The organism is Pseudomonas putida (assembly GCF_002025705.1).
In the GTDB taxonomy this organism is placed as follows: domain Bacteria; phylum Pseudomonadota; class Gammaproteobacteria; order Pseudomonadales; family Pseudomonadaceae; genus Aquipseudomonas; species Aquipseudomonas putida_J.
Genome location: NZ_CP018846.1, coordinates 4,463,456 through 4,482,527 on the forward strand (window position 1 = coordinate 4,463,456; position 19,072 = coordinate 4,482,527).

Here is a 19,072-nt window from a genome sequence, read left to right on the forward strand (position 1 = left end):
CGAGACACCTGATAACCAGAAGCACAGTAGAAAAGCGTCAATCATTTTGCGCTACTAGTAACCTTCTCTTCCTCTATCTTCTTTGCGAACCGCTCAATGACCCGCCGCCAGTTGCCTGGCAGAACTCCACCTGCGGCTACGATGACGGACCTATCATCATCCTTGAAAATATACAATCCGTTTTTCAGGCGCCACACATACTTATCCTTTTCCATTTCAACGGGCTCACCAAACGCTCTCCGAAGCGAATCCTGCAAATACCCCGAGGGAACCTTACTCTCAATATTGTAGGGAGCCATATATAAAATATGCGAAATATTGCTACTATCGCTATAATTATTGTAGTAGACGACGCTGTGGAAAAACGGATGCTCAACTTTTACTGAGACAAAGTCCTGATCTTCATCCTCTTCGATTTGACTAGCAAGATAAACCTTCTTCACCTCACTTATTGACTGCCCAACCTTTACTTTATCAAAGGCGGTTGGATACGACAATCCTTCTACGAAAAGGGCTCCAAGCTTGGCCACTTCGAGCTCTCGGCTAACAATATCAAGTTTAGTCTTCGTAGCCTGCAGCTCGCCAGAGGCGGCATTCAAAGTTGAGCTCAACTCAGCTTTTTCCTTTGCGCTACTATCTATCAAAAGCTCTCGCTGTTTTGTTTCCCGGGCAAGTTGGCGACTCAACTCCGAAATCTTGAATTCACTTGTAGCTAACTGTGCGGGGAGAATGACCTCCTTGTAAACTGCTACACTTAAAGCAATTGTACCAGCCACTGCCACTCCCGCCACATATACAGGATGATCTGAAAATCCGCGCTTTTCGCGATTAGAGCTTCCTTCCATGTTATTTATGACCTCATGCCCAGAGATGAACCTGAACAGCTTAACAGAGCCAATGATAAACTTTTACCATTGGCACGCGTTCACAACTGCAGCAAGCTGTTTTTCGTAGCCAATCCGCTGCCTGCGCTCAGCCAGAAGCGCCCGCACCTTCACCTCTAGGCTGTCGGTGTTGCGAAGACCGGCGACCGCCCAAGGCGGTACCGCCACCTCCGGCGCCCGGCACGGCACCTGCACCGGCACCTCGACGCGAACGTATTGAACCTGTGGCGGCGCCTTGGCCGCGCACCCCGCGAGTAGCAGGCCGACCAGCAGGAATGCTTTTCGGAATGTTTTGCTGTCCATCTTGTCGTTCAAAGGTCCAGCTCCTTATCGATGATCATGGCAGCAGCTGCGCACTGGTCGCCACCGGTGCGCTCCTGCTGAAGCCGGTTCGCCGCGGCGTAGTCGTCTTGAGCGCCGGCCTTCGCTTCTCTCATCGCCTGCTCAGCCCTGGCCTGGCGCTCGTTCGCGGCCAGGGTCAGGTCGCCTAGGGCCTTGCCCTGCTCCGTGGCCAGGCTGGCGAGGTTGTCGCGGGCTGCCTTGCAACTGGCTACCCGGTCCTGCTCGGCGTCGAGAATCGGGCGGAAGTGGCTGGTGGTGGCCCAGGTGCCCACGGTCATACCGAGCAGGATCAGCAGGCAAGCTCCGGCGGAGCGCGACAACCAAGCACTCATGCCGCCACCCCGCCGAGCCGATCCCACTGCGCCAGCAGCTTCTCCAGCTTGTGCGGATTCTGGCCGTAGACGTTACCCGGGAAGCTGGCCCAGATGTTGGAGCACTTGGCGATCGCCTGGCCTATTCGCCCGGCACGGATGTCGTCGAGCGCACGGCGCTCGCGAACCTGCTGCAGCGCGACTCGGTCCTGGTTCTCCGGGGTGAATCCGCCGGTCAGACGCAGGCTGACCTTGTAGGCATCCCAGTAGCGCTCGAGCAGCTGGTACCGGCCGGCCGCAGTGCTGGTAACCGGCTTGCCGTTGATAGGTAAGGTCAGCCGGCGCCGCGGGTGGTCGGCATAACCCTGGAACAGGCCGCCGCCGTACAGCACGTTGTAACCGGCATCGCTGCCGCTGACGGTTGATGTGCCTTCCGAGAAGGCGATCAGGTCCAGGAAGCGGAGCGCGTTGGCGCATCCGGCATGGGCTTCGGTGAGTCTGGCCATGTTTTCTCCAGGCAAAAAAATACCGCCAGGCGGCGGTCGGTGGTTTCGGTGTAGGTCAGGCGGGCTGCTCTTCCGGCGCGCCCGTGTCGGGCTTGGCCGGCATTTCAAGACGAACGTCGATCCAGCTGTTCAACGGCACATCCAACGGGGCTCCAGGCCCCAAGTGCATTTCACCCTCTTCATCCAGCGTCCAGCGCTGCTTGAAGAGTCGCAGGGTGATCACGCCTTGGTCATCCTGCTCGCTTTGCGTGATCCCGAGCATGCGGCCGCCATCAGGTGAGCATGGGTCTTGAATGCGCCACCCCTCCAGAGCCAGGCCCAGGCTACCGGTGATCACGTAGACGCCGACATCGGTCCGTTCAACCGTTACGCCGCGCGCCTCGTCGTTTGTCGCGCCATAGGCGCCAGCAGGCTCGAAGGACTGCTCAAGCAGATCGCGCCGCTCGGATCGCGAAACATCGGCAACACGAAGAATTGGCGAAGCTGCAGACAAAGCACCGCCAGACCCGCGCGTGGTATTCCCGGTGTGGTAGAGCATGCACCAGGGCCCTGGGCTTCCCACTGAAGAAAAGTGCCTTACTGCGATGTATGGATTGTAAACACCGTAAGATGGGTCTTGGACGATCTGCTGAATGTACGAGCCGCCGAGGGTATTTGTGATTACAGATCCGCCGGTACCAGCATGAGGTACACCTGCCTCTTCGCCATTGAAGCGCGAGAATCCAGGGTAATACGTCAAGTTCGGCGACCGAATTACTCCACCGCCCAGACCGCCAAGACCAAAATCTCCAACTCGCAGGACGCTGCCTGCTGATGGGTCGTAATTTGAAGTAGTGAGAGGCGCTACAGCGGCAGTTCCCAAGCCGAGCGCAGTACGTGCGGCGGCAGGGGTGCTTCCGCCCGTCCCCCCTTTTTCAATAGGAAGAGCAGCGGGAAGAACTGCCGGGCTTCCTGACGCCCCCAGAGCAGCATACAGCTCATCGAAATTCGCGCCGATCTTCACGTTGGCGCTGCGGGGCGTATCCCCGCCTTGCCCGGTTGGGGCGACGCCGAGGTTGATTGTCTGTTTGGCCATGTGAGGTCCTATAAGGGTTTCATTGGGCGGGATGCAAAGAGGGTTCTACCATTCACGCTAAGCGCGTTGATGCCGTCGAAGTTCTCGCAATACATCTGCAGCACGTCCCGCCGCCCAGGCAGAAATCCACCGTAATTTGCGCGTATCGGCTGGGTGGTTTGGATCACGTTCGTGGAAGAAAACAGCGCGTTGGCAAGAACATAGTCTGCGAAATTCCCGGTCCATCCCATTTGGGCTGGTGAGGCGTAATAACCTGCGCCCGAGATCGGCGTGCCAGCGGTATAGAAAGAGTTATTGGCCGGCTGGCTATTGAGTAGCGCCAAATTCGCCGTCGTCACAAATGTACGGTTCGCTGAGGCGTCACGTACCGAGGCTCCGTAAAGATCAGCCGGGGTGCTTGGCACCATATAGCTCGCGCAGAACCATTTAATCAGCATAGGGTACAGCGCTGTGTCCCCGTGTGCTGTTTGATTGTTGAAAGCCTTGATGCGAAAGCCCGTCCAATTTCCCGGAGAGCCCGTCACGAAGAAACTGCCAACCATCATGTAGTTGTCCGCGTTCAGAAAAATCAGCGGACGCTCATATGTGGTGATTGGTTGGGCGAAGGTGACCGTGCCATAGGTGATTTGGTTTCTGCTACCGGGCCCTTGGAAGCCAATGTTCAGAGTGCCGTTGTAACGCACAGTAAGCACTCGGTTATCCGCGTCAATCTGAGTCCTGATATTGTTATTTGTAGCCCTAATCCCGTAGCTACCGGGAGCGGCAAAAGGCTCACCACCTTGGGACAAGATCATTACCTGCCAAGTTCGCGTACCAGGCTGCCGCAGCCGCAGTTGACCAGCCGTAGCCCAAGCCGGCGGGCTGAACGTGTTGTCGCCTCCATCGTAAAGCGCATCCACCACCACAAACGATGCGGTTTGAATCTCCGGTATGGGGATGTACTGATCAAAGGCATTGTTGCCGGCAACCTGCATCATCTTCAGTGATCGGATCGGCGTGATGGTCGTGTCCAGGGTTACTGCCCCCGCCGCATCACGCGTCCGGAGCCCATAGAGATCGGCCATCAGGTAAGCCTCCCCACTGCGGTTCGCTCAGTCCCATTAGCGTCGTAGACGTATAGACCGCCATTGTTCAGCAGCGTCGAGCCATTTGCATCTTGGCCGCGCACGGTGAACGCCCCGGTGACCAGGTTGATCTCAATGAGCGGCAAGCCCTGAGCGTTGAGAGCCTGTGACTTCAGCGTCATGCCCACGATCAGGTTCTGAATGTACGCCTGATTGATCAGTGCCGAATTGAGGTACAGCTGGCCGTTCTGGAACACGAACAGGCTCGCCTCGGGGCCATTGATGCCGTTGATGATCGCAACGCGGTCAGCAGACAGGAGGATCTCTCCGACGGAACCGTCACTACCTTGAATGATCCCGGTGGCCACCTTCTTGCCGGCGGCATTTGTCTCGGTCTTCCACGAGGAAATGGCCGATACCCTGCCATTGGCATCGACAATTGCCTGGTCGTTGCGCTGGATTGCCGACGTGTTCTGGGCCTGCTGGGCTTGCACCTGGCTGAACTGGGTCGCTGTTGCTGAGCTCAGGTCAACGACGGACTTGCTGACCTGCTGAACCAGTGCATTGGTTTCGCCCTGACGAACCTCGACCCGGTCGGTGCGCTGCGCCTGCGCTACATCACCCTCAATTCGCGCTGACTGTTCAGTCCAAACCCCGACATACGTCTGCTCCGAGCCAGCAAATCCCTCGTCACTACCAGCCATGGACGGGTTTACCTGGGCAAACACACCGTCGATCTTCTGGGCGTTGGCATTCACCTTGCCCTCAATGGTCTCGACGGTACCCTTCATCTGGCTCAGGCCTTGGGCCGTAGCGGCGACGCCTGTTACGGGGTCATTCACTTTCACCTGGACAGCCTGAAGGCTATCTGCCGTGGCGGTGATACGGTCGTCCTGCTCATCTATATCGACCCGGTTCTGCGCCACCTGCGCAGCCAGCCCGTTCGCAGTTCGAACCGCCTGGCCAACATCGGCCCAGTAGTTCGTGTTCGGCGGCGGCGTGTTGACCGGCACATCACCCTTGGCTTGATACAGCTTTCCGTCGTCGCCAAGCACACCCTGGTCAATGGTGTAGGTGCTCTCCGGGTTGTAGGGCATCGAGTCGGACAGGTCGCCTATCTCTTCGCGCAACTCGCCGATTCGCTCATTGACCGAACCAGGCCCACTCCCATCTATCAGCTCGATGCGGGACTCCAGTTCTGGCCATAACTGCCCCTCCCGGATCTGGCCCTCAAGCGCCTTGAGCATGTTGGTCATGTCGGCGGAGGTGGAGACCACCACCTTCAGGAATGCACTCACCCCGTAGGCATTCTTCGACCGGATGAAGTAGGCGTAGTTGGTGGCAAAGGCCAGGCCGGTGTGGGTGAAAGACAAGCCCTGCCCCAGATACTCGCCCTGCGTGGCCTGCGGGTTGGTCGAGAAGAAGTATTCGTAGGTGCCGCCGTTCAGTCCGTGCAGCGTGTTGCCCGGGATCAGCGTGATGGTGTCGATGGTCGCCTGCACCACGCACGATTCTGGGATGGGCGGGCCATCGATGTTCACGGTGATGCTGGCCTCGCCAGAGCGGGTCAGCGGGCCGAGGGCGGCCACGCTCATCGTGTAGCTGCCAGACGGCAGGCCGGACAGCGGCAGCTGGACGGCGGTAGCCGGCAACTGTTGCGCCTGAACTGCGGTGGTGCCCTGACGCACGGTGACTGCGTAGCCGGTGACGGTGCCCGACGGAGGCGCCCAAGAAAGCACGCCCTGGACGACCTCTGCCGAATCATCGGTCGTCCAAGTCAGATTGGTTGGACTGCCAAGGCCACCTGTCGGGAGGCTGATAAAGCCGATCGGGTTGTACGGCTGGCCCACAGCATCATCGAAGATGGCCGGTTCATTCTGGGAGACCGACACGCTGCAGCCAGTATCAGCTGCCATCGACCAGTCAGTGACGATGAACTCACCCACGATGTTCAGGGAAGGCAGATTGACCTTCACGGATCGACCTGGCCGGCAGTTGTAGCCCACGAAGTTCATCGGAATGCTGAGTGTGCCACCAGCGCGCCGGCGCCGGAGCTCGATGTTTGCGAGACGCTGTGCCTGGTACGGATCGCTCACGTACGAAAACGCCAGAGTCTCGGCCGCCTCGCCGCCATCGGCTACGACCCACTCGGCCACGGAAACCTCGGGATAATCGGTCTCGGCCCAGGCCTGGGACGGGTCGATGAAGGTGCCGCGCACGGTGTTGAGGGCCGAATCGTTGGAAGGCTCAGTGCTACCGGTCACGGTACCAGTGACCATATCCTCGGTGATCTCGAAGTCGTATGGCCCGTAGTAGGCTCCTACCTGCAGCATCCAGCGGCCGCCGACACGGATCAGCTTGCCACCGCACGCAGCCTCCAGCTTTTGCATGACCTGAGTTCGGGATTCGTCGGCGCCGATCACGCAGCCTGAGTGATAACGCGGTGATGTGGTGCCGTCCGGGTTGGCGACCGACTCATCGCACACGCTGGCACTGTTGGCGAAGCTGGCGAACACGATCTCGTCATCTGGCACGCCGCATCGGTTCCGCAGGAACCAGAGGATGTGCAGTGCCGTGTTTGCGCTGTACCCCGTCATGCCGGTGCGCGGGTCGTAGATATCCCGGCGCCCACGGATCACAAATCGAACGTCAGGGATGCCCGACGGGTATTTCTCGGCGCTGTATTTGAACGACAGACGAACGTAGGACAGGCCTCGCCCGATCTGGGTGTCACGCCAATCCGGACAGTTGGCCTTCAGGAAGGCGTTCACCTGGGATGGGTCGACGACAAGCTCATAAGACGCATGATCGCCATAGGCCTGGACAACCTCCTCACCGAGATAGATGTCCTCCAGACCATCAATAGCTCCTTCAGCGAGCACGTAGACCATGTGCAGCCATTCACCATCGGTCTGGCCACCGGCTTGCTCCTGCCCCCAGGCCAGCACTCCGCCCGTGCTCACCAGCCCCAGCACGTAGCGGGCGGCAGCTTTCGAAGAGCGCAGGGTCTGGCTGGACGGCTCACTGGCACGCAGCGAACCGGTATCGAGCTTGTCCTGCTGCGACGAGACGTAGAACGCCAGCGCAGCACCAGCCAAGGCGCCCCAAGGACCGCCCTGGACGAAACCGATCGCGGCGCCGACGGCAACCTGGGCAACCTTCTTGACTGCTGAACTCATTCAACTCTCCACACCGTCAACGGCTCACACTCGATGCGGCCCACCCCGTCGGGGGATACCGACCAGAACTCATCTGCCCAGAACACCGCCACGCCCCGGCCATTGGGGCCGTCGTACAGCGCAATGTCGCCGCGCTGGATCAACCCAGGCTGCACCCGGGCAAAGCAGGCATCCCATGCCGCCTCCAAGGATCCGTGCAGCTTCTTCAGCAACCGCTTTGCGCCTGCCTCAGATGAGTAGTTGCCCCGGTATGCTTCAGCAGGATCCACCTCGCACACCGCCACGGCGCAGTCGGCGGCAAACAAGCAGCAGTCGAATTCGCCCCATGAAAAAGGCCGCTCTATGGCGGCCTTGATCGTGTGGGCAAGCTGTGTCGTCCAATCGCGCTTTCGCATGGTCACTTCTCGTAGGTGAACTTCGGAGCATCCTTGGAGGCGCCCCAGTAAATCGGCCAGTCGGCAATCTGTGCGATGGCGAAGAAGAAGCGGTCATCCTGGCGACGGGCACGATGGTTCTCATCCGTCCACCGCTCGGTGCCGGTGCGGTTCCATTCGGCCATTCGGTCGATGAGCGGGACCGTGATGCTGTTGCCCTCCTCGCCATTGCCGGCGTAGGAAAATTTGGCGGCATCCATCCGCCCGCTGAACAGGATATCGGCGGCGTAGGTGCCGTCCTCGGCGAACACTACGAACATGAGTTTGCCGGCCCGCCCCCGGCAGCCCTTGAGAGAAGTTTCGGTAATGATCTGCGTGTCCAGGCCGTTGAGGGTCAGGTCGACCGACATCGGCGAACCTGAGTTGCTGCTCTCCTGCGACTGGCCAACCTCACCGAAGCTTCCAACGCCCTGGTAAGTGATGCCATCAATGACCAGGTCACCGGTACCGGTGTGCGCGAAGACCATACCGTCCGGGAAGTCTAACTGGCAGGCATACACCGCCATGAAATTGCCCCGGGCAATGATGTCGACCACCGTCTGGCTGAAGGGGAAAACGCCCGTGGCCATCAGAAAGCCTCCCGAAACTGGAAGCTGCCGTTCGACACCACAGGCTGGATATTCCACTGATTGGTGTCATCCATGCGCCGCATCTCGCAGTAGGGGTTCTTGTATTCAACCGGGGTGCCGGCGGCAATGGCCTTGCGAACACGCTTGTTCACATAGACCACAGCCTTGCCGGCGGCATCGGTTGAGGCACGCTCAACCACCTCGAACATTTCGCCGCCGATGGTGATGTGGTCGCCGCGGCTGAACACCTGACGGCTCGCTGTCATTCCCTGCAGCTGCAGGAACGTCGACTGGGCATTGGCCGAGGCCACGACCGGGGCGCCGATGTTATCGGTCCGGGTTCGGGTGATCGATGGAACCTTCACAATGCCGAACATGCCGTGCAGGCGACCCAGCAGCGATGTCAACTCACGCTCATCCTCTTCGTAGAGCACGCCGAAGTTCAGCGTGCACATCCAGTACGAGCCTGGCTGCGCCATGATCTGCTGGGAGTTCGACAGCGACGAGGTGAACGCCCGGTTGTTGTAGACGATTCCCCAGGTAACCTCAGTGGGCTCCAAGGATTCCGGCCATTCCTCCGCCATTGGATAGCTCCAAGAAAAAGCCCGCCGAAGCGGGCTGGATCAGTCATCTGCGCTCGAGCAGTTGCCTCGCCGCGCCATTCGTTTTGAAGTCTCGAAGTACCAGTTCATAGCCGTCTCGCGCTCCCTGCTCCGCCGCTCGCCGGACATCAGCCACCGTGGCGGCGTTGGCCTGGCCTGACACCTGGATGTGCTGGGTGATACCGCCGAACGTTACTGAAGCCTCTCCGCCTCCCCCGCCAGCGCCGGCGGCCATAACCCCGAGCGAACCATCCGGGCCACGGTGCAGCGGCAGGATTGCCTCTGGCCCGGCCTCAGCGAAAATGCCGGCGCCCTTGGCGAAGGCGAACATCTGCGGGCTGTCGTACACCTGGCCCGAGTAGGCCGACAGGCTTGGCGACTCATAGACGCCGCCCTTGGCATTCTTCACGAACGATCCTTCGCTGGACCCCGTCATGGTGCCCTGCCCCAGTGCCGAGCCGCCCCCACCAAGGAAACCGAACGCCGAGCTGAGGAAGCCTGCGGCGGCCTGGCGGACCTGAATCCGTATCAGGTCCTCGATGATCGAGTCAGCAAAGTCGCTGAAATTCGCCTTGCCGGTTTTGACGAACTCGACGACACCGTCCTCCAAGTTGCCAAAGGCGTTGGTGAACAGGTCCTGAGTCTGCCCGGCCACATCCGCCGCGCTGTCCAGGTAGTTCTCCAAGGCTGCCGTTGCGCCATTTGACCAGCTCGACTGGGCCTCATCGACCCGCTGGAAGTAGCTCTGCTGTGCAGACAAGCGCTTGTTGAGCTCGTCGGTGAGGACCTGCGTTTCCTGCTGATAAAGCTCAGGGCTGATTTGCCCGGTATTGCGCTGCTCGTTCAGCTCATTCAGGTCTTCAACGTACTTCTGGCGCAACGCCAGGTCCGCCCGCATTCGGTCGCGCGCCTTGTCCCCTCGACCAATGCCGGCGAGCTCTTGATCGTAGCCATTGATCGCGGTTTGGGTGCCGGTGGCTTGGGCCGCCTTGAAGGCAGAGAGTTTCAGGGCGTCCTCGTTGGCCTTCTTGATCTTGTTGAGGGCGTCCAACTCGGCAGCCAGGTCGAGCAAGTGCTTCTGCTGAGCCTGTGAAAGATTGCCGAGCTTGCCCTCCTGAAGCTCGAAGGACAGCTTCGCGACCTCTGTGGCGTCTTTCTGCTTGTCGCCGGTGGTGTTGATTAGCTGAATTTGCCGCTTGTAGCCTTCCTCGGCGGACTCGAAGTCCTTGTTTTGCTTCTTGGCCGACTGCTCAGCCTCGGAGGCGTTCTTCCTGCCGGCCTTCGCTGCAGCATCATCGGCCTTCTTCTGCGCATCGCGAGCAGCAGCAACCGAAAGGATTGCTGTTTTCTCACCTTCCGTCAGGTCGGTCCTCTCTGCGATGTAACGCTTTGCGGCATCCGTATTGGTTTTGTCCTGAGCGGAAGCCAGCTGCTTCAGCTGCTGGTCGAGATATTTCTGAGTTTCCTGAGCAGCCGTGGCCCTGGCCGCCGCATTCTCTCTCTCCGCTTTTGTGTTGGCATCTGTCTCGCCGGTCAGCTCAGCCATGGCCTGCTTGAGGCGACCGATCACCTCCGCCTTCTCGGTCGCGGCTCCGCCACTTTCTTCAAGGGCATCGGCCATTACAGCCGTGACGCCGGGGACCTCCCTGATTTGATCGGCCACCGACTTCCAGTCGACAGCCATGCCGGCAGCCTGGTCGGCTGAGGCCTTCTTCACGATGTCCATCGCCGCTTGGAACTCGGCCGGCAATGGCGCTATGCCCCCCATGAATCCAGAAGAGCCAGCCAACCCAGCGTTCGTTAAGCTACTCTGGAACTCGAACGCGATAGATCCAGCAGCAGTTGTCAGCTCGCTCTCTGCGTCCTCAATCGAAGCCTTGAGCTCCCGAAGAGTTACCGACTGGGTGGCACGGTTGAGCTTATTGAAGCGCTCAACCAGCTGGTCTATAGGGTCGTTGAGGTCTCCGAGCTTTTGCTCGAGGACGCTCGTGTTGTCACGCAAAGTGAGGAAAGCCGTAGCGGCGCCAATTGCCAGAGCGGCAATACCTGCAGGCCCTCCAAGTACGCCAATGACACCGAGAGAAGTTCGACTGACAGTCGATTGCGCAGCAGCAACAGCGTTCGTCGCTCGTGTTTCGAGCATCCGCGCCTCAGCGAGTTGCAGCGACATCTGAGTTTGTACAGCAGTGCCTCGCGCTGCTATGGCCTCCTTCTCTGCCAGGAATACAGCAGTTTGGGCCTTCTGCTGCTCAGCCTGTGCTGCAAGCAGCACAGCGCTTGCTTGGGCCTTTCTTGCAATTGCGTCGGAGATAGCGCCTTTTGTAGCTGCGATTGACGCTACAGCACTACCAGCAAGGCTCCTTGCATAGCCTGCAAGGGCGCCAACCGCAATTACGCCAGCGATGTTCGCCAGCGATTCGAAGTTGTCCCCGATAACGCTGATGCCTTGGGCCAGAACACCCGTACCATCGGCGGTCTCGTTGAGGCGACCGATATAGACCGTGAAGGCATTGCTGAGGTTTTGCAGTGCATCACGCACTGCCACGCCCATGCTGTCGGCGAGCTCGCCGTTAGCCTGAGCCGACTTCTGCAAACCTCCAGTGAGGATGTCTAGGCTGAGTTTGCCATCCGCACCAAGAGACCGGATCTCCTCGGCGCTCTTACCAGTCGCCTTAGAAAGCGTATCAACGATGGTCGGCATAGCGGCCAGGATCGACTGCCAACCGTCAGCTTCGACCTTGCCGGTCTGTAGTGCTTTGGAATATGCATCGATCGCCGACGCAGCCTTGTCAGTGGTGGCCGAGTTGGTCACGAGCAGGAAGCTGAAGCTATCCATCACATCCAGCGCCTGGCTGGTGTTGTACCCCATTGATTTGAGGCTGTCTGCCGTTCGTATGTAAAGCTCTTGCGCCTCGCTCAATGGACGGTAAGTGCGCTTGGCAGTGTCCAGCAACCGGTCTTGCACCAGGTTGTACTCGTTGACACTGGATGTGGCCAGCCCCATGCGGTCCGACATCTGAGAGTAGGAGTCGGCGACATCAATGATGGAACGGACCGAAGCAGCGCCCACTGCAACCGCAAGTGCATTCTTGATCAGGGCGCCTGCACTCTGCGCGCTATCCGCCGCCCGATCGAAGCTCTCGTCAATTCGGGAGAGGCTGCGATCGATCGCCGTGGCGCCCTGGGCAACAGTTGATTCAGCCCTCGCAATCTCCGACCGAAGCTGAGCAGTAGTCGCCTCAATTCGAACCAGCATCCCCTGGATGTCTGAATCTGCCATGCCGATCTCCAGGCAAGAAAAAGCCCAGCATCGCTGGGCTCAAGAACAATGATGACTGCATTCAGTCAGGGCTTCTGTTGGCCTTATTCGCAGCATCGGTAAGTTTTTTGACTCTCTTTTCAAGCCGTGCTTGTTGCTTCTCCGGATCATAAAGATGACGGAGAAAGAGAGTCGCACCTCCAAGCACCAGGGCAGCAGCAACGCCAAAAATTACAAACGCAGCGCCTCCAGCGACAACGACTGTCGCGATTACCCCAAGCATCCAAGGTGCTATCAGGACAATGATTACAAGAAGCGCCAATAGAATAAGTAGCTGCATGGATCCATCCCCAATCGAAATCGGGGAATAGGATACCTGCCGACGTCAACTCAAGCAGCTTTTCTGCCCGTCAACGCCTGCCGGAGCTTATCCGCAACGGTGGATGGCTTCGGCTTATCCTGCTGGCCCGATTTCTTACCTCCGCCGAATGGATTGGTCATCTGCACCCACTCGAGCCTGGCGTCCATCGCCATGAACAGCTCAGGCAGCGGGGTGATCCAAGCCACATCCGGCGCCCAGCCCAACCACCCGGTGGCGATAGCATACAGCCGGTCGACGTAGCTGCCGTCCTCGACGACGCTTACGCCGTCCCGGCTTGGTCGTTTCCCGGCGCATCGGCGCCTCGGGGGTTGTAGAGGGCTTTCAAGTACTTGTTCAGCTCCACCGATACGTCGAGCACGCCAGCCTGCCAGACCTTCTCAGTTATGGCGTCCGCCGCCTTGCCTTCCAGGCCAGCGCCTGCGGCAAGAATAATTGCGCATCCTTCCACGCTCAGCGCATTGATAGTTTGCGAGGCGCCACGCAGACCTCCGAAGCGGTTTTCGATCGCCCTCACCGCCTTGAGGGTGGGTCGAAGGGTGATTTCCTCATCGCCCAGCTTCACGGTCATGGTGCCGTGCAGGGTATTGTTCATCGCTCAGTCCTGTGAGGCCGGGGCCGGAGCCCCAGCACGGTTATGGGGTTACCGGAGCCGGCAGCAGCTCGAGGATGTCCGAGTTGATGCCGATGGTGACGTTGCGGCGCACGACGTTGTCGGCGGAACCAGGTGCAACGGTGTTGTTCATCACCTTGCCGCGGTAGTAGAAGGTGGTCGGCTTGATCGCCGGCGAGGCATCTGGATCACCGTCGTTGAGGGTGATCTTGATGTTGTAGTCGCCCTTGCTGCGATCCTTGTGCGCGGTCTTGATGGCAGCCTGACCAGCGTCGCCGTTGTCCAGGCCCACGGTCAGGGTCAGATCGCCGGCATCGGCGGTGCCCTTGTACTTGCGCACGCGGCCATTCTTCAGCGAGGTGAAAGTCACGCTGCTAAAGGTATCGCCGAACTCGCCCAGGTCTTCGATCTCGCCCACTTCGACGTAGGTGTCGGCTTCGTATTCGGTCTGGGTGTCCGCGCCGGTCTTACCGCCAATGAAGAAGCGGCAGCCGGCGGCTGTGTTGAGGTTGTCGTCGGCCATGGGGGTTCCTCCAAAGGCACATTGGATAAAAGCCGCGGCGCGGCCGGTGGGTGATTCAGTGGGTGGTGATCACGCGAACGGTGATCGAGCCCTGGTAAGTGATGCCGTCGGCGTCGCGCTGGGCATCGGCCTGCTCGATCCGGACGGATACCGCGCGCCCCACCTCCAGCGGCAGCCGCCGCTCGTCCAGCGCGGCGATGATCTCGCCGTTGATGCGCTTGACCTCAGCCTGGCCGTTCGCATCGGACCAGACTGACAGGTAGATCAGGCGCTGCTCTCGCTTCCTGCCGGCAATGGGGCTGGCATTCACCGAGATTTCACGATCGATAGAAACGTATGGCATGGGCGCATTGAGGCCTGCCCCGTCGTAGATCGGGCAGCTGACCTCGGCCTGGAGCCTGGCGAAGAGCGCTTTCTGCAGGGCAAGCGATGGATCAGGCATTTCCTACCCCCTGGCTTGCCTTGCGCAGCGTGCGGCGCACTGCGGCCTCGATATCGGCCATCACATACTCCCGGTTGACCTGCATCGACGGGCGAAGCCATGGGTGGGCTGGCCGGGCCGGAATGTCGGGGTACTTACCGAAGAAGTGCGTACCGTCGCTCTTGTTGGTGGCCTTTCGGTTACGATTCCCAGCGCGCTTACCGCCGAGGTAGCCTTTGGTTCCATACTCGATGAAGCGCAGATAGAAGAACTTCCTGTTGTCGCGTTTGCCGCGGATGCCGATCTGAGCATCCAGGCCGCTCGGTGAGACATAGACTTTCAAGGCCGCCGCCGCCGCCCCGGTATCCTTTGGCATCAGTTGCCGCTGGGTCTCCAGGATGCGATTCGCAGCCTCCTGCATCGCCGGCTGCAGCTCGTTGTCCATCGTCTTGTGGATGTTGCGCAGCGTCCGGCGCAACCGGATGTCGCCGCGAATGCTGGAGCGCCGCGCCATGGATCACTCCTTGGCCTGGGCGGCCTTCGCAGGTTTCTCCACAGCCGGGTCCGCTTCCGTTACCTCTACCGCGTAGCCGCGGGCGATCAGCCCATCGCCATACGCCTTCTCCACGACGAAGATTTCACCCTTCTCGCGCTCACCGGAGGCCCCAGTGAGCGGGCCCAGTGCTTGAATTTTCATGATTCACCTCATGGGTTTGGGACGCTGGAGCACAGCAGCCGCAGCATGTCCCGTTCGTTGTTGAGTAGAGCAGCCTCGACCTTGTAGGTGATGCCGGTGCGCTTCTCAGTCAGCCGCCAGCCGGCGGCAATGTCCGACCGAGGCCGAATGCGAATTTCAGCGCTGATGACAGCCTCGATCTGCTCGGCCACAGGCGACATCCTTCCCGTGGGCATGGCCACTTCTGCCCACACCTCACCAGCTGGCAACCAGGCGAGATCAAAGCCACCCGAGTCGTTCTGAACCCGGTCCTCATATGCGAGGCGACAGCGGTGCCGCATTGGGCCGGCTCTCATACGTTCACCCAACGATGCGGGCGCCAGAGAGCGTTGGTCGCCAATGGCAGCTCTGTCGCGATGGTCCCGGTGGCCACAGCCTCACGGTTTGCGTACCAGTGGCCGATCAGCAGCAGCGCTCCCTGGCGAATTGCCTTGGTGATCGCAAGCGCGTTGCCAACCGGATCAGGCAGCGGATCGCCCTCGGCAACCAATGATCGGTTGGTCCAGAGCTCAAAGGAGCTGATGGCGGCGTCGGTGTACCCCTGAATCAGGGTGTCCTCGTCGTCGCCATCGACCTTCAAATGCACCTTGACCAGGTCAAGATCAATCATTTTTCGGAACCAGGGCCTGCAAGGCAGGCTTGAGCAGGCCGGCATCGAATTCAATGTTGTTGGCGGTGAGCCACTCCTTGAGCTTCGGCACTGTCATTTTGAGGGGGTCGGTTTCGTTCTCGGCTTCCTTCTGCAACAGAATCGCCGCGTCGATCTCTTCTTGCGAGCTGCGCGAGTTGTAGCCTGTCGGCGGGTAGCTCGCGGCGGGATAGCCAGCCTCTACCCACTCGGCCACCGTAGGACCGTCTTCGAGCAGCATCGGCCCACTCTGGCGTTCGAGGTACTCGGCCACGCCCAGGTGCTCCACCGCCACCAGCGCGCAGCGCTCCGACACGTCCTGTTCGCCGGCCTGAAACTCGACCACCTGATTGCCGTCCACGGCGAACGGAAAAGGCTTTTTCACGAGAATGATTGGCATAAATCCTCCGAAGAATGGGCGCCCGGAGGCGCCCGCCCGATCAGGCAGCGCTCAGGGTCAGAACCTTGATCGCCTGGGAGTCGACGAGCATGCCGCCGACGCGCTTGGTGGTGTAAAAGCCCACGTTCGGCTTGTTGGTGTACGGATCACGCAGCACCCGGGTGCCGATGCGATCGACGATGGTGTAACCGCGCTTGAAGTCGCCGAAGGACACCGCATTCGCGTCAGCAGCCCGCTCTGGCATGTCCTCGTTCTCAACGATGCCGTAGCTGAGCAACGTGGACGGCTGGCCAAGGGTCAAGCCGGGTTGCCAAATGTAGTCGCCACGCTCGTCCTTGAGCTTGCGCACGTAGGAGACCGTGAGGTTCGACATCATGAAACGAGCGTTCGCCCGATAGCCGGCCTTCAGCGCGTGCACCAGGTCGATCAGGTTGTCGGCGGTCAGCCCACCAGCGACACCAGAGATCAGCTTCTGTAGCTTCCCGAACGCTCGGACTTTATCGGTCTCGGTGGTCAGGTCGTAAGCCAGATAGCCTTTCGGCTTGTTCGAGCCGTTGCCGAGGGTGAAAGCGCTTCCCTCCTTCTCCGAGAACTCGCGGGCGACCTCATCCCCCAGCCAGCCTTCGGCGTTGAAGAAGATGTCGTCCAGGCTTGTCTGAGTGGCTTGAGGGTTGGCGTAGAGCTCTCCCATGAAAGCCGAAATCTGCCCGAGGGTAGGAGTGCCAGTTGCTGGACGCGGATCGATTTCGCCGACCCAGCCAGAACCGGCGCCGCCCAGGCTGACCAAGCGCTTGTAGTCAGGCGAGCCGACGGTGATCTGATTGCACACCTGACGCATGGGAGAGGTGTCCTTCAGCAGCTCGATGATGTTGCGGTCCAGCTCCTCCGGCACCGCGTAGCCACCGTCGGCGTCGCTGCCGATCTGGAGCGCCTTGGCCTGCAGGTCGCCCAGGCCGGTATCGACGCCTTTGCGAACGAACTGCATGAAGGCGGTCTTGTGCTCGCTCGCGGCCTTGGTTCCGGAGCCATCAGGTCGCTTCAGATCGGCCAGTTCCTTCTCGAGAGCTGACTTGAGCTCGTCAAGCTCACCCAGCTTCTCGTTCAGCGTGTCTACCTGGCCGGAGAGTTTGCCTTTCTCGGCCTCCAGGCCTTCGATGCGCTTGTCATTCTTTTCCTTGAATTCGTCGAACTTCTTGCCCAGGGCATCGGCGACTTCTTTGATGTCTTTTTCTTCAACGGCCATGAGAGGCTCCTTCAATGCGGTCAATAAGGGATTTCAAGTGATTGAGTGATGCGTCGGCACCCGCCTCTCGCGGTGAAACTGCGCCATAGCCCTTAGCCATAAAGGCCTTGGCTTGGGAGCCAGAAAACCCTACCTCTCGCAGGGCTCGCTCCACTTTGCTGGGCGGCGGGGTTTCGCCGCGGGCCAGCAGAGATTTCACATCGGTGATCCGGGCCTCGTCGTTGGCCGGGAAGGTGACCAGGGACAACTCCCAAAGGTCGATCTGTTTCAGAATCCAGACGCCCTTTTCCTTGTCGTACTCGTAGTCGTCCAGCATGTAGCCGATGGACGTGCCGGTCAGGCTGCCGGCCTTCATGTGAGCATGGGCGCGCTTGGCAAGAGGATCGTCTTCGATGAGCAATCGCCCCCTGAAGAACAGGCCCACGTCGTCCTCGCGCATCTCGGTGTAGATGCCGATTGGCTCGCTCATGTTGTGCTGCCAGAGCATCGCCGGCAGACGGCCCTTCTCTTTCCACTTGGCGAGGCTGGCCTCGAAGGCACCCCGGACAACTACGTCGCCGTAGCTGTCTTCGACGCCAAACACGGAGCCATAGCCTTCGAATTCGCCTGTCTCGCTGACCGACTTGATGGTCAGCGGGCGATCAAGGCGCTGTTTTGTCTGCATCGTCGGCAGCCTCTGGTTTGGTGGTCATGTTCAAAGGAGTCAGATACACATCGCCGCCTTCTCGCGGGTTCATGTCCTCAAGATCTCGGCACTCGTTGGGGCACAAAATGCTCCACTGAATACCCTTCGCGTATGCTTCGTAGCGTCCCTTGAGGTCGCCGCGCATCAGGGCGCCGGCGTTGAATTTGGCGTAGTGGGTGAGTCGGTCTTTGTCGTTGAGCAAACCGACCTGCACCCGGTGCTCGATGCGCGTGATGATCGGCACTAGTGAGTAGTTCACGAAGTTCATGCCCATTTGCTCAACGTTGTTGAGCGTCATCTTGTCCATGTTCGCCACCAGGTGCGGCGGAACACGGAAGAGCCCGCAGATCTGCGCTTCCGTCATGCGCTTCGACTCGATGAACTGCGTGTCCTGGGCATTCAGGCTGATCGGCTTCCAATCCAGCCCCATCTCCAAGATCATGGGTTTGTAGGCATTTGCCACACCCATGTGCTCGCCTTGGAACTCTTCCTTAAGCCGACCGAATGCCTCATCGGTGAGGGTCTGCTCGGTACGCAGAACTCCGCTGGTTACCGCGCCGTTGGTGAAAAGCTTCCCTGCATGGGCATCCATCGCCTGCCCCAGACCGAGCGTCTGCCGCGCATAAGCGATAGGATTCAAACCGTGCAGCCCGTCCAGCGTGAACAGCCGCACATGCCAGATTTCTTTCTGTGAAAGAGTTTTCTGCCCAGTCTTGAAGTCGACTTTGTACTCAACCGACCAATCGTCGTTCAGCTTCGGCTGGACAATGTCAGGGTTGAGCGGCAGAAGCTCGACTACATTGCCGAGAGCCTCGACCTTGTAGGCGTAGAAGTTGCCGCGCAAGCACAGGCACGCCACCAGCATTTCCCAGAATTCCTGGGCGGTCATGTAACCGTTAGGGGCCATGGACAGAAGCGGATACAGCCGATGACCAGTCGCCGGCAGTCTTACCTTTTCCGTCTGCTTCATCAGCCGGCATGGAAGCATGCCTATCGACTCGGAAAGCACGCGCACGCAGTTGAAAACTACTAGCTGCTGCAGGGCGGTTGTAGTCGTGACCTTCTGGCCGGATGCCGTCTCGTAGCCAGACCCGAGCGCCTGTGCCAACTTTTCCGAAGTGTCGATGGTCAGCGGATTGCTCTTTCTTCCAAGGAGAGCGCGAAGCATCAGCTACCCCCTCGAATGATTGCGTAAGCGGACAGAGCCATCAGGATCACC

At 59.8% G+C, this 19,072-nt stretch carries 24 protein-coding genes; all 24 read right to left on the minus strand.

The features are described 5' to 3' along the window. Positions 1-41: 41 nt before the first annotated feature. A complete protein-coding gene (locus BUQ73_RS20160) occupies positions 42-845 on the minus strand; it encodes a hypothetical protein (protein WP_152031585.1) in 804 nt (267 codons plus the stop codon). A 63-nt stretch (positions 846-908) separates the two neighbouring features. Further along, positions 909-1,187 (minus strand): hypothetical protein, encoded by a 279-nt coding sequence (locus BUQ73_RS20165; RefSeq protein ID WP_079230596.1) that lies wholly within the window; start codon positions 1,185-1,187, stop codon positions 909-911. An 8-nt stretch (positions 1,188-1,195) separates the two neighbouring features. After that, positions 1,196-1,558 (minus strand): hypothetical protein, encoded by a 363-nt coding sequence (locus BUQ73_RS20170; protein ID WP_079229394.1) that lies wholly within the window; start codon positions 1,556-1,558, stop codon positions 1,196-1,198. Then, positions 1,555-2,043 carry a glycoside hydrolase family protein gene (locus tag BUQ73_RS20175; protein WP_079229395.1) on the minus strand — a complete coding sequence of 163 codons (489 nt, stop codon included), beginning with the start codon at positions 2,041-2,043 and terminating at the stop codon, positions 1,555-1,557. Before BUQ73_RS20175 ends, BUQ73_RS20170 begins: the two co-directional genes overlap by 4 nt. A 55-nt stretch (positions 2,044-2,098) precedes the next feature. Continuing rightward, positions 2,099-3,118 (minus strand): hypothetical protein, encoded by a 1,020-nt coding sequence (locus BUQ73_RS20180; protein ID WP_237772719.1) that lies wholly within the window; start codon positions 3,116-3,118, stop codon positions 2,099-2,101. 8 nt (positions 3,119-3,126) lie between these two features. Next, positions 3,127-4,182: a hypothetical protein gene (locus BUQ73_RS20185; protein WP_079229396.1), complete on the minus strand. Its 1,056-nt coding sequence runs from the start codon at positions 4,180-4,182 to the stop codon at positions 3,127-3,129. Continuing rightward, positions 4,182-7,361, minus strand: a complete 3,180-nt coding sequence (locus BUQ73_RS20190; protein ID WP_079229397.1) for a phage tail tip fiber protein — start codon at positions 7,359-7,361, stop codon at positions 4,182-4,184. The genes BUQ73_RS20185 and BUQ73_RS20190 overlap by 1 nt, the downstream gene beginning before the upstream one ends. Further along, positions 7,358-7,756, minus strand: coding sequence for a DUF6950 family protein (locus BUQ73_RS20195; protein ID WP_079229398.1), 399 nt, complete (start codon positions 7,754-7,756; stop codon positions 7,358-7,360). The genes BUQ73_RS20190 and BUQ73_RS20195 overlap by 4 nt, the downstream gene beginning before the upstream one ends. 2 nt (positions 7,757-7,758) lie before the next feature. Further along, positions 7,759-8,364, minus strand: coding sequence for a hypothetical protein (locus BUQ73_RS20200; protein ID WP_079229399.1), 606 nt, complete (start codon positions 8,362-8,364; stop codon positions 7,759-7,761). Beyond that, a complete protein-coding gene (locus tag BUQ73_RS20205; protein WP_079229400.1) occupies positions 8,364-8,948 on the minus strand; it encodes a hypothetical protein in 585 nt (194 codons plus the stop codon). Before BUQ73_RS20205 ends, BUQ73_RS20200 begins: the two co-directional genes overlap by 1 nt. Before the next feature lie 43 nt (positions 8,949-8,991). Next, entirely contained in the window at positions 8,992-12,246 is a 3,255-nt protein-coding gene (locus tag BUQ73_RS20210) for a phage tail tape measure protein (protein WP_079229401.1), read from the minus strand. A 61-nt stretch (positions 12,247-12,307) separates the two neighbouring features. Continuing rightward, positions 12,308-12,565, minus strand: coding sequence for a hypothetical protein (locus tag BUQ73_RS28230; protein ID WP_152031586.1), 258 nt, complete (start codon positions 12,563-12,565; stop codon positions 12,308-12,310). Positions 12,566-12,615: 50 nt separating this feature from the next. After that, the gene (locus BUQ73_RS20215; protein ID WP_322114585.1) at positions 12,616-12,792 is read right to left on the minus strand and encodes a hypothetical protein; all 177 of its coding nucleotides are present in this window, start codon (positions 12,790-12,792) and stop codon (positions 12,616-12,618) included. A gap of 74 nt (positions 12,793-12,866) precedes the next feature. Continuing rightward, positions 12,867-13,199: a hypothetical protein gene (locus BUQ73_RS20220; RefSeq protein ID WP_079229403.1), complete on the minus strand. Its 333-nt coding sequence runs from the start codon at positions 13,197-13,199 to the stop codon at positions 12,867-12,869. Positions 13,200-13,239: 40 nt separating this feature from the next. Then, complete coding sequence (locus tag BUQ73_RS20225; RefSeq protein WP_079229404.1) at positions 13,240-13,740, minus strand: hypothetical protein; 501 nt, start codon at positions 13,738-13,740, stop codon at positions 13,240-13,242. A gap of 55 nt (positions 13,741-13,795) precedes the next feature. After that, positions 13,796-14,182: a DUF3168 domain-containing protein gene (locus tag BUQ73_RS20230; protein ID WP_079229405.1), complete on the minus strand. Its 387-nt coding sequence runs from the start codon at positions 14,180-14,182 to the stop codon at positions 13,796-13,798. Continuing rightward, entirely contained in the window at positions 14,175-14,675 is a 501-nt protein-coding gene (locus BUQ73_RS20235) for an HK97-gp10 family putative phage morphogenesis protein (protein ID WP_079229406.1), read from the minus strand. The genes BUQ73_RS20230 and BUQ73_RS20235 overlap by 8 nt, the downstream gene beginning before the upstream one ends. 3 nt (positions 14,676-14,678) lie before the next feature. Further along, positions 14,679-14,858, minus strand: coding sequence for a hypothetical protein (locus tag BUQ73_RS20240; protein WP_079229407.1), 180 nt, complete (start codon positions 14,856-14,858; stop codon positions 14,679-14,681). A gap of 8 nt (positions 14,859-14,866) precedes the next feature. Continuing rightward, entirely contained in the window at positions 14,867-15,193 is a 327-nt protein-coding gene (locus BUQ73_RS20245; protein WP_079229408.1) for a head-tail adaptor protein, read from the minus strand. Next, positions 15,190-15,507, minus strand: coding sequence for a head-tail connector protein (locus BUQ73_RS20250; protein ID WP_079229409.1), 318 nt, complete (start codon positions 15,505-15,507; stop codon positions 15,190-15,192). The genes BUQ73_RS20245 and BUQ73_RS20250 overlap by 4 nt, the downstream gene beginning before the upstream one ends. Continuing rightward, complete coding sequence (locus BUQ73_RS28750) at positions 15,500-15,925, minus strand: HeH/LEM domain-containing protein (RefSeq protein WP_237772720.1); 426 nt, start codon at positions 15,923-15,925, stop codon at positions 15,500-15,502. Before BUQ73_RS28750 ends, BUQ73_RS20250 begins: the two co-directional genes overlap by 8 nt. A gap of 40 nt (positions 15,926-15,965) precedes the next feature. Then, entirely contained in the window at positions 15,966-17,168 is a 1,203-nt protein-coding gene (locus BUQ73_RS20260) for a phage major capsid protein (RefSeq protein WP_079229410.1), read from the minus strand. Continuing rightward, positions 17,158-17,832 (minus strand): HK97 family phage prohead protease, encoded by a 675-nt coding sequence (locus BUQ73_RS20265; RefSeq protein WP_079229411.1) that lies wholly within the window; start codon positions 17,830-17,832, stop codon positions 17,158-17,160. Before BUQ73_RS20265 ends, BUQ73_RS20260 begins: the two co-directional genes overlap by 11 nt. Continuing rightward, on the minus strand, positions 17,810-19,021 hold the full coding sequence (locus BUQ73_RS20270) for a phage portal protein (protein WP_079229412.1): 1,212 nt from the start codon (positions 19,019-19,021) through the stop codon (positions 17,810-17,812). Before BUQ73_RS20270 ends, BUQ73_RS20265 begins: the two co-directional genes overlap by 23 nt. Positions 19,022-19,072: the final 51 nt, after the last annotated feature.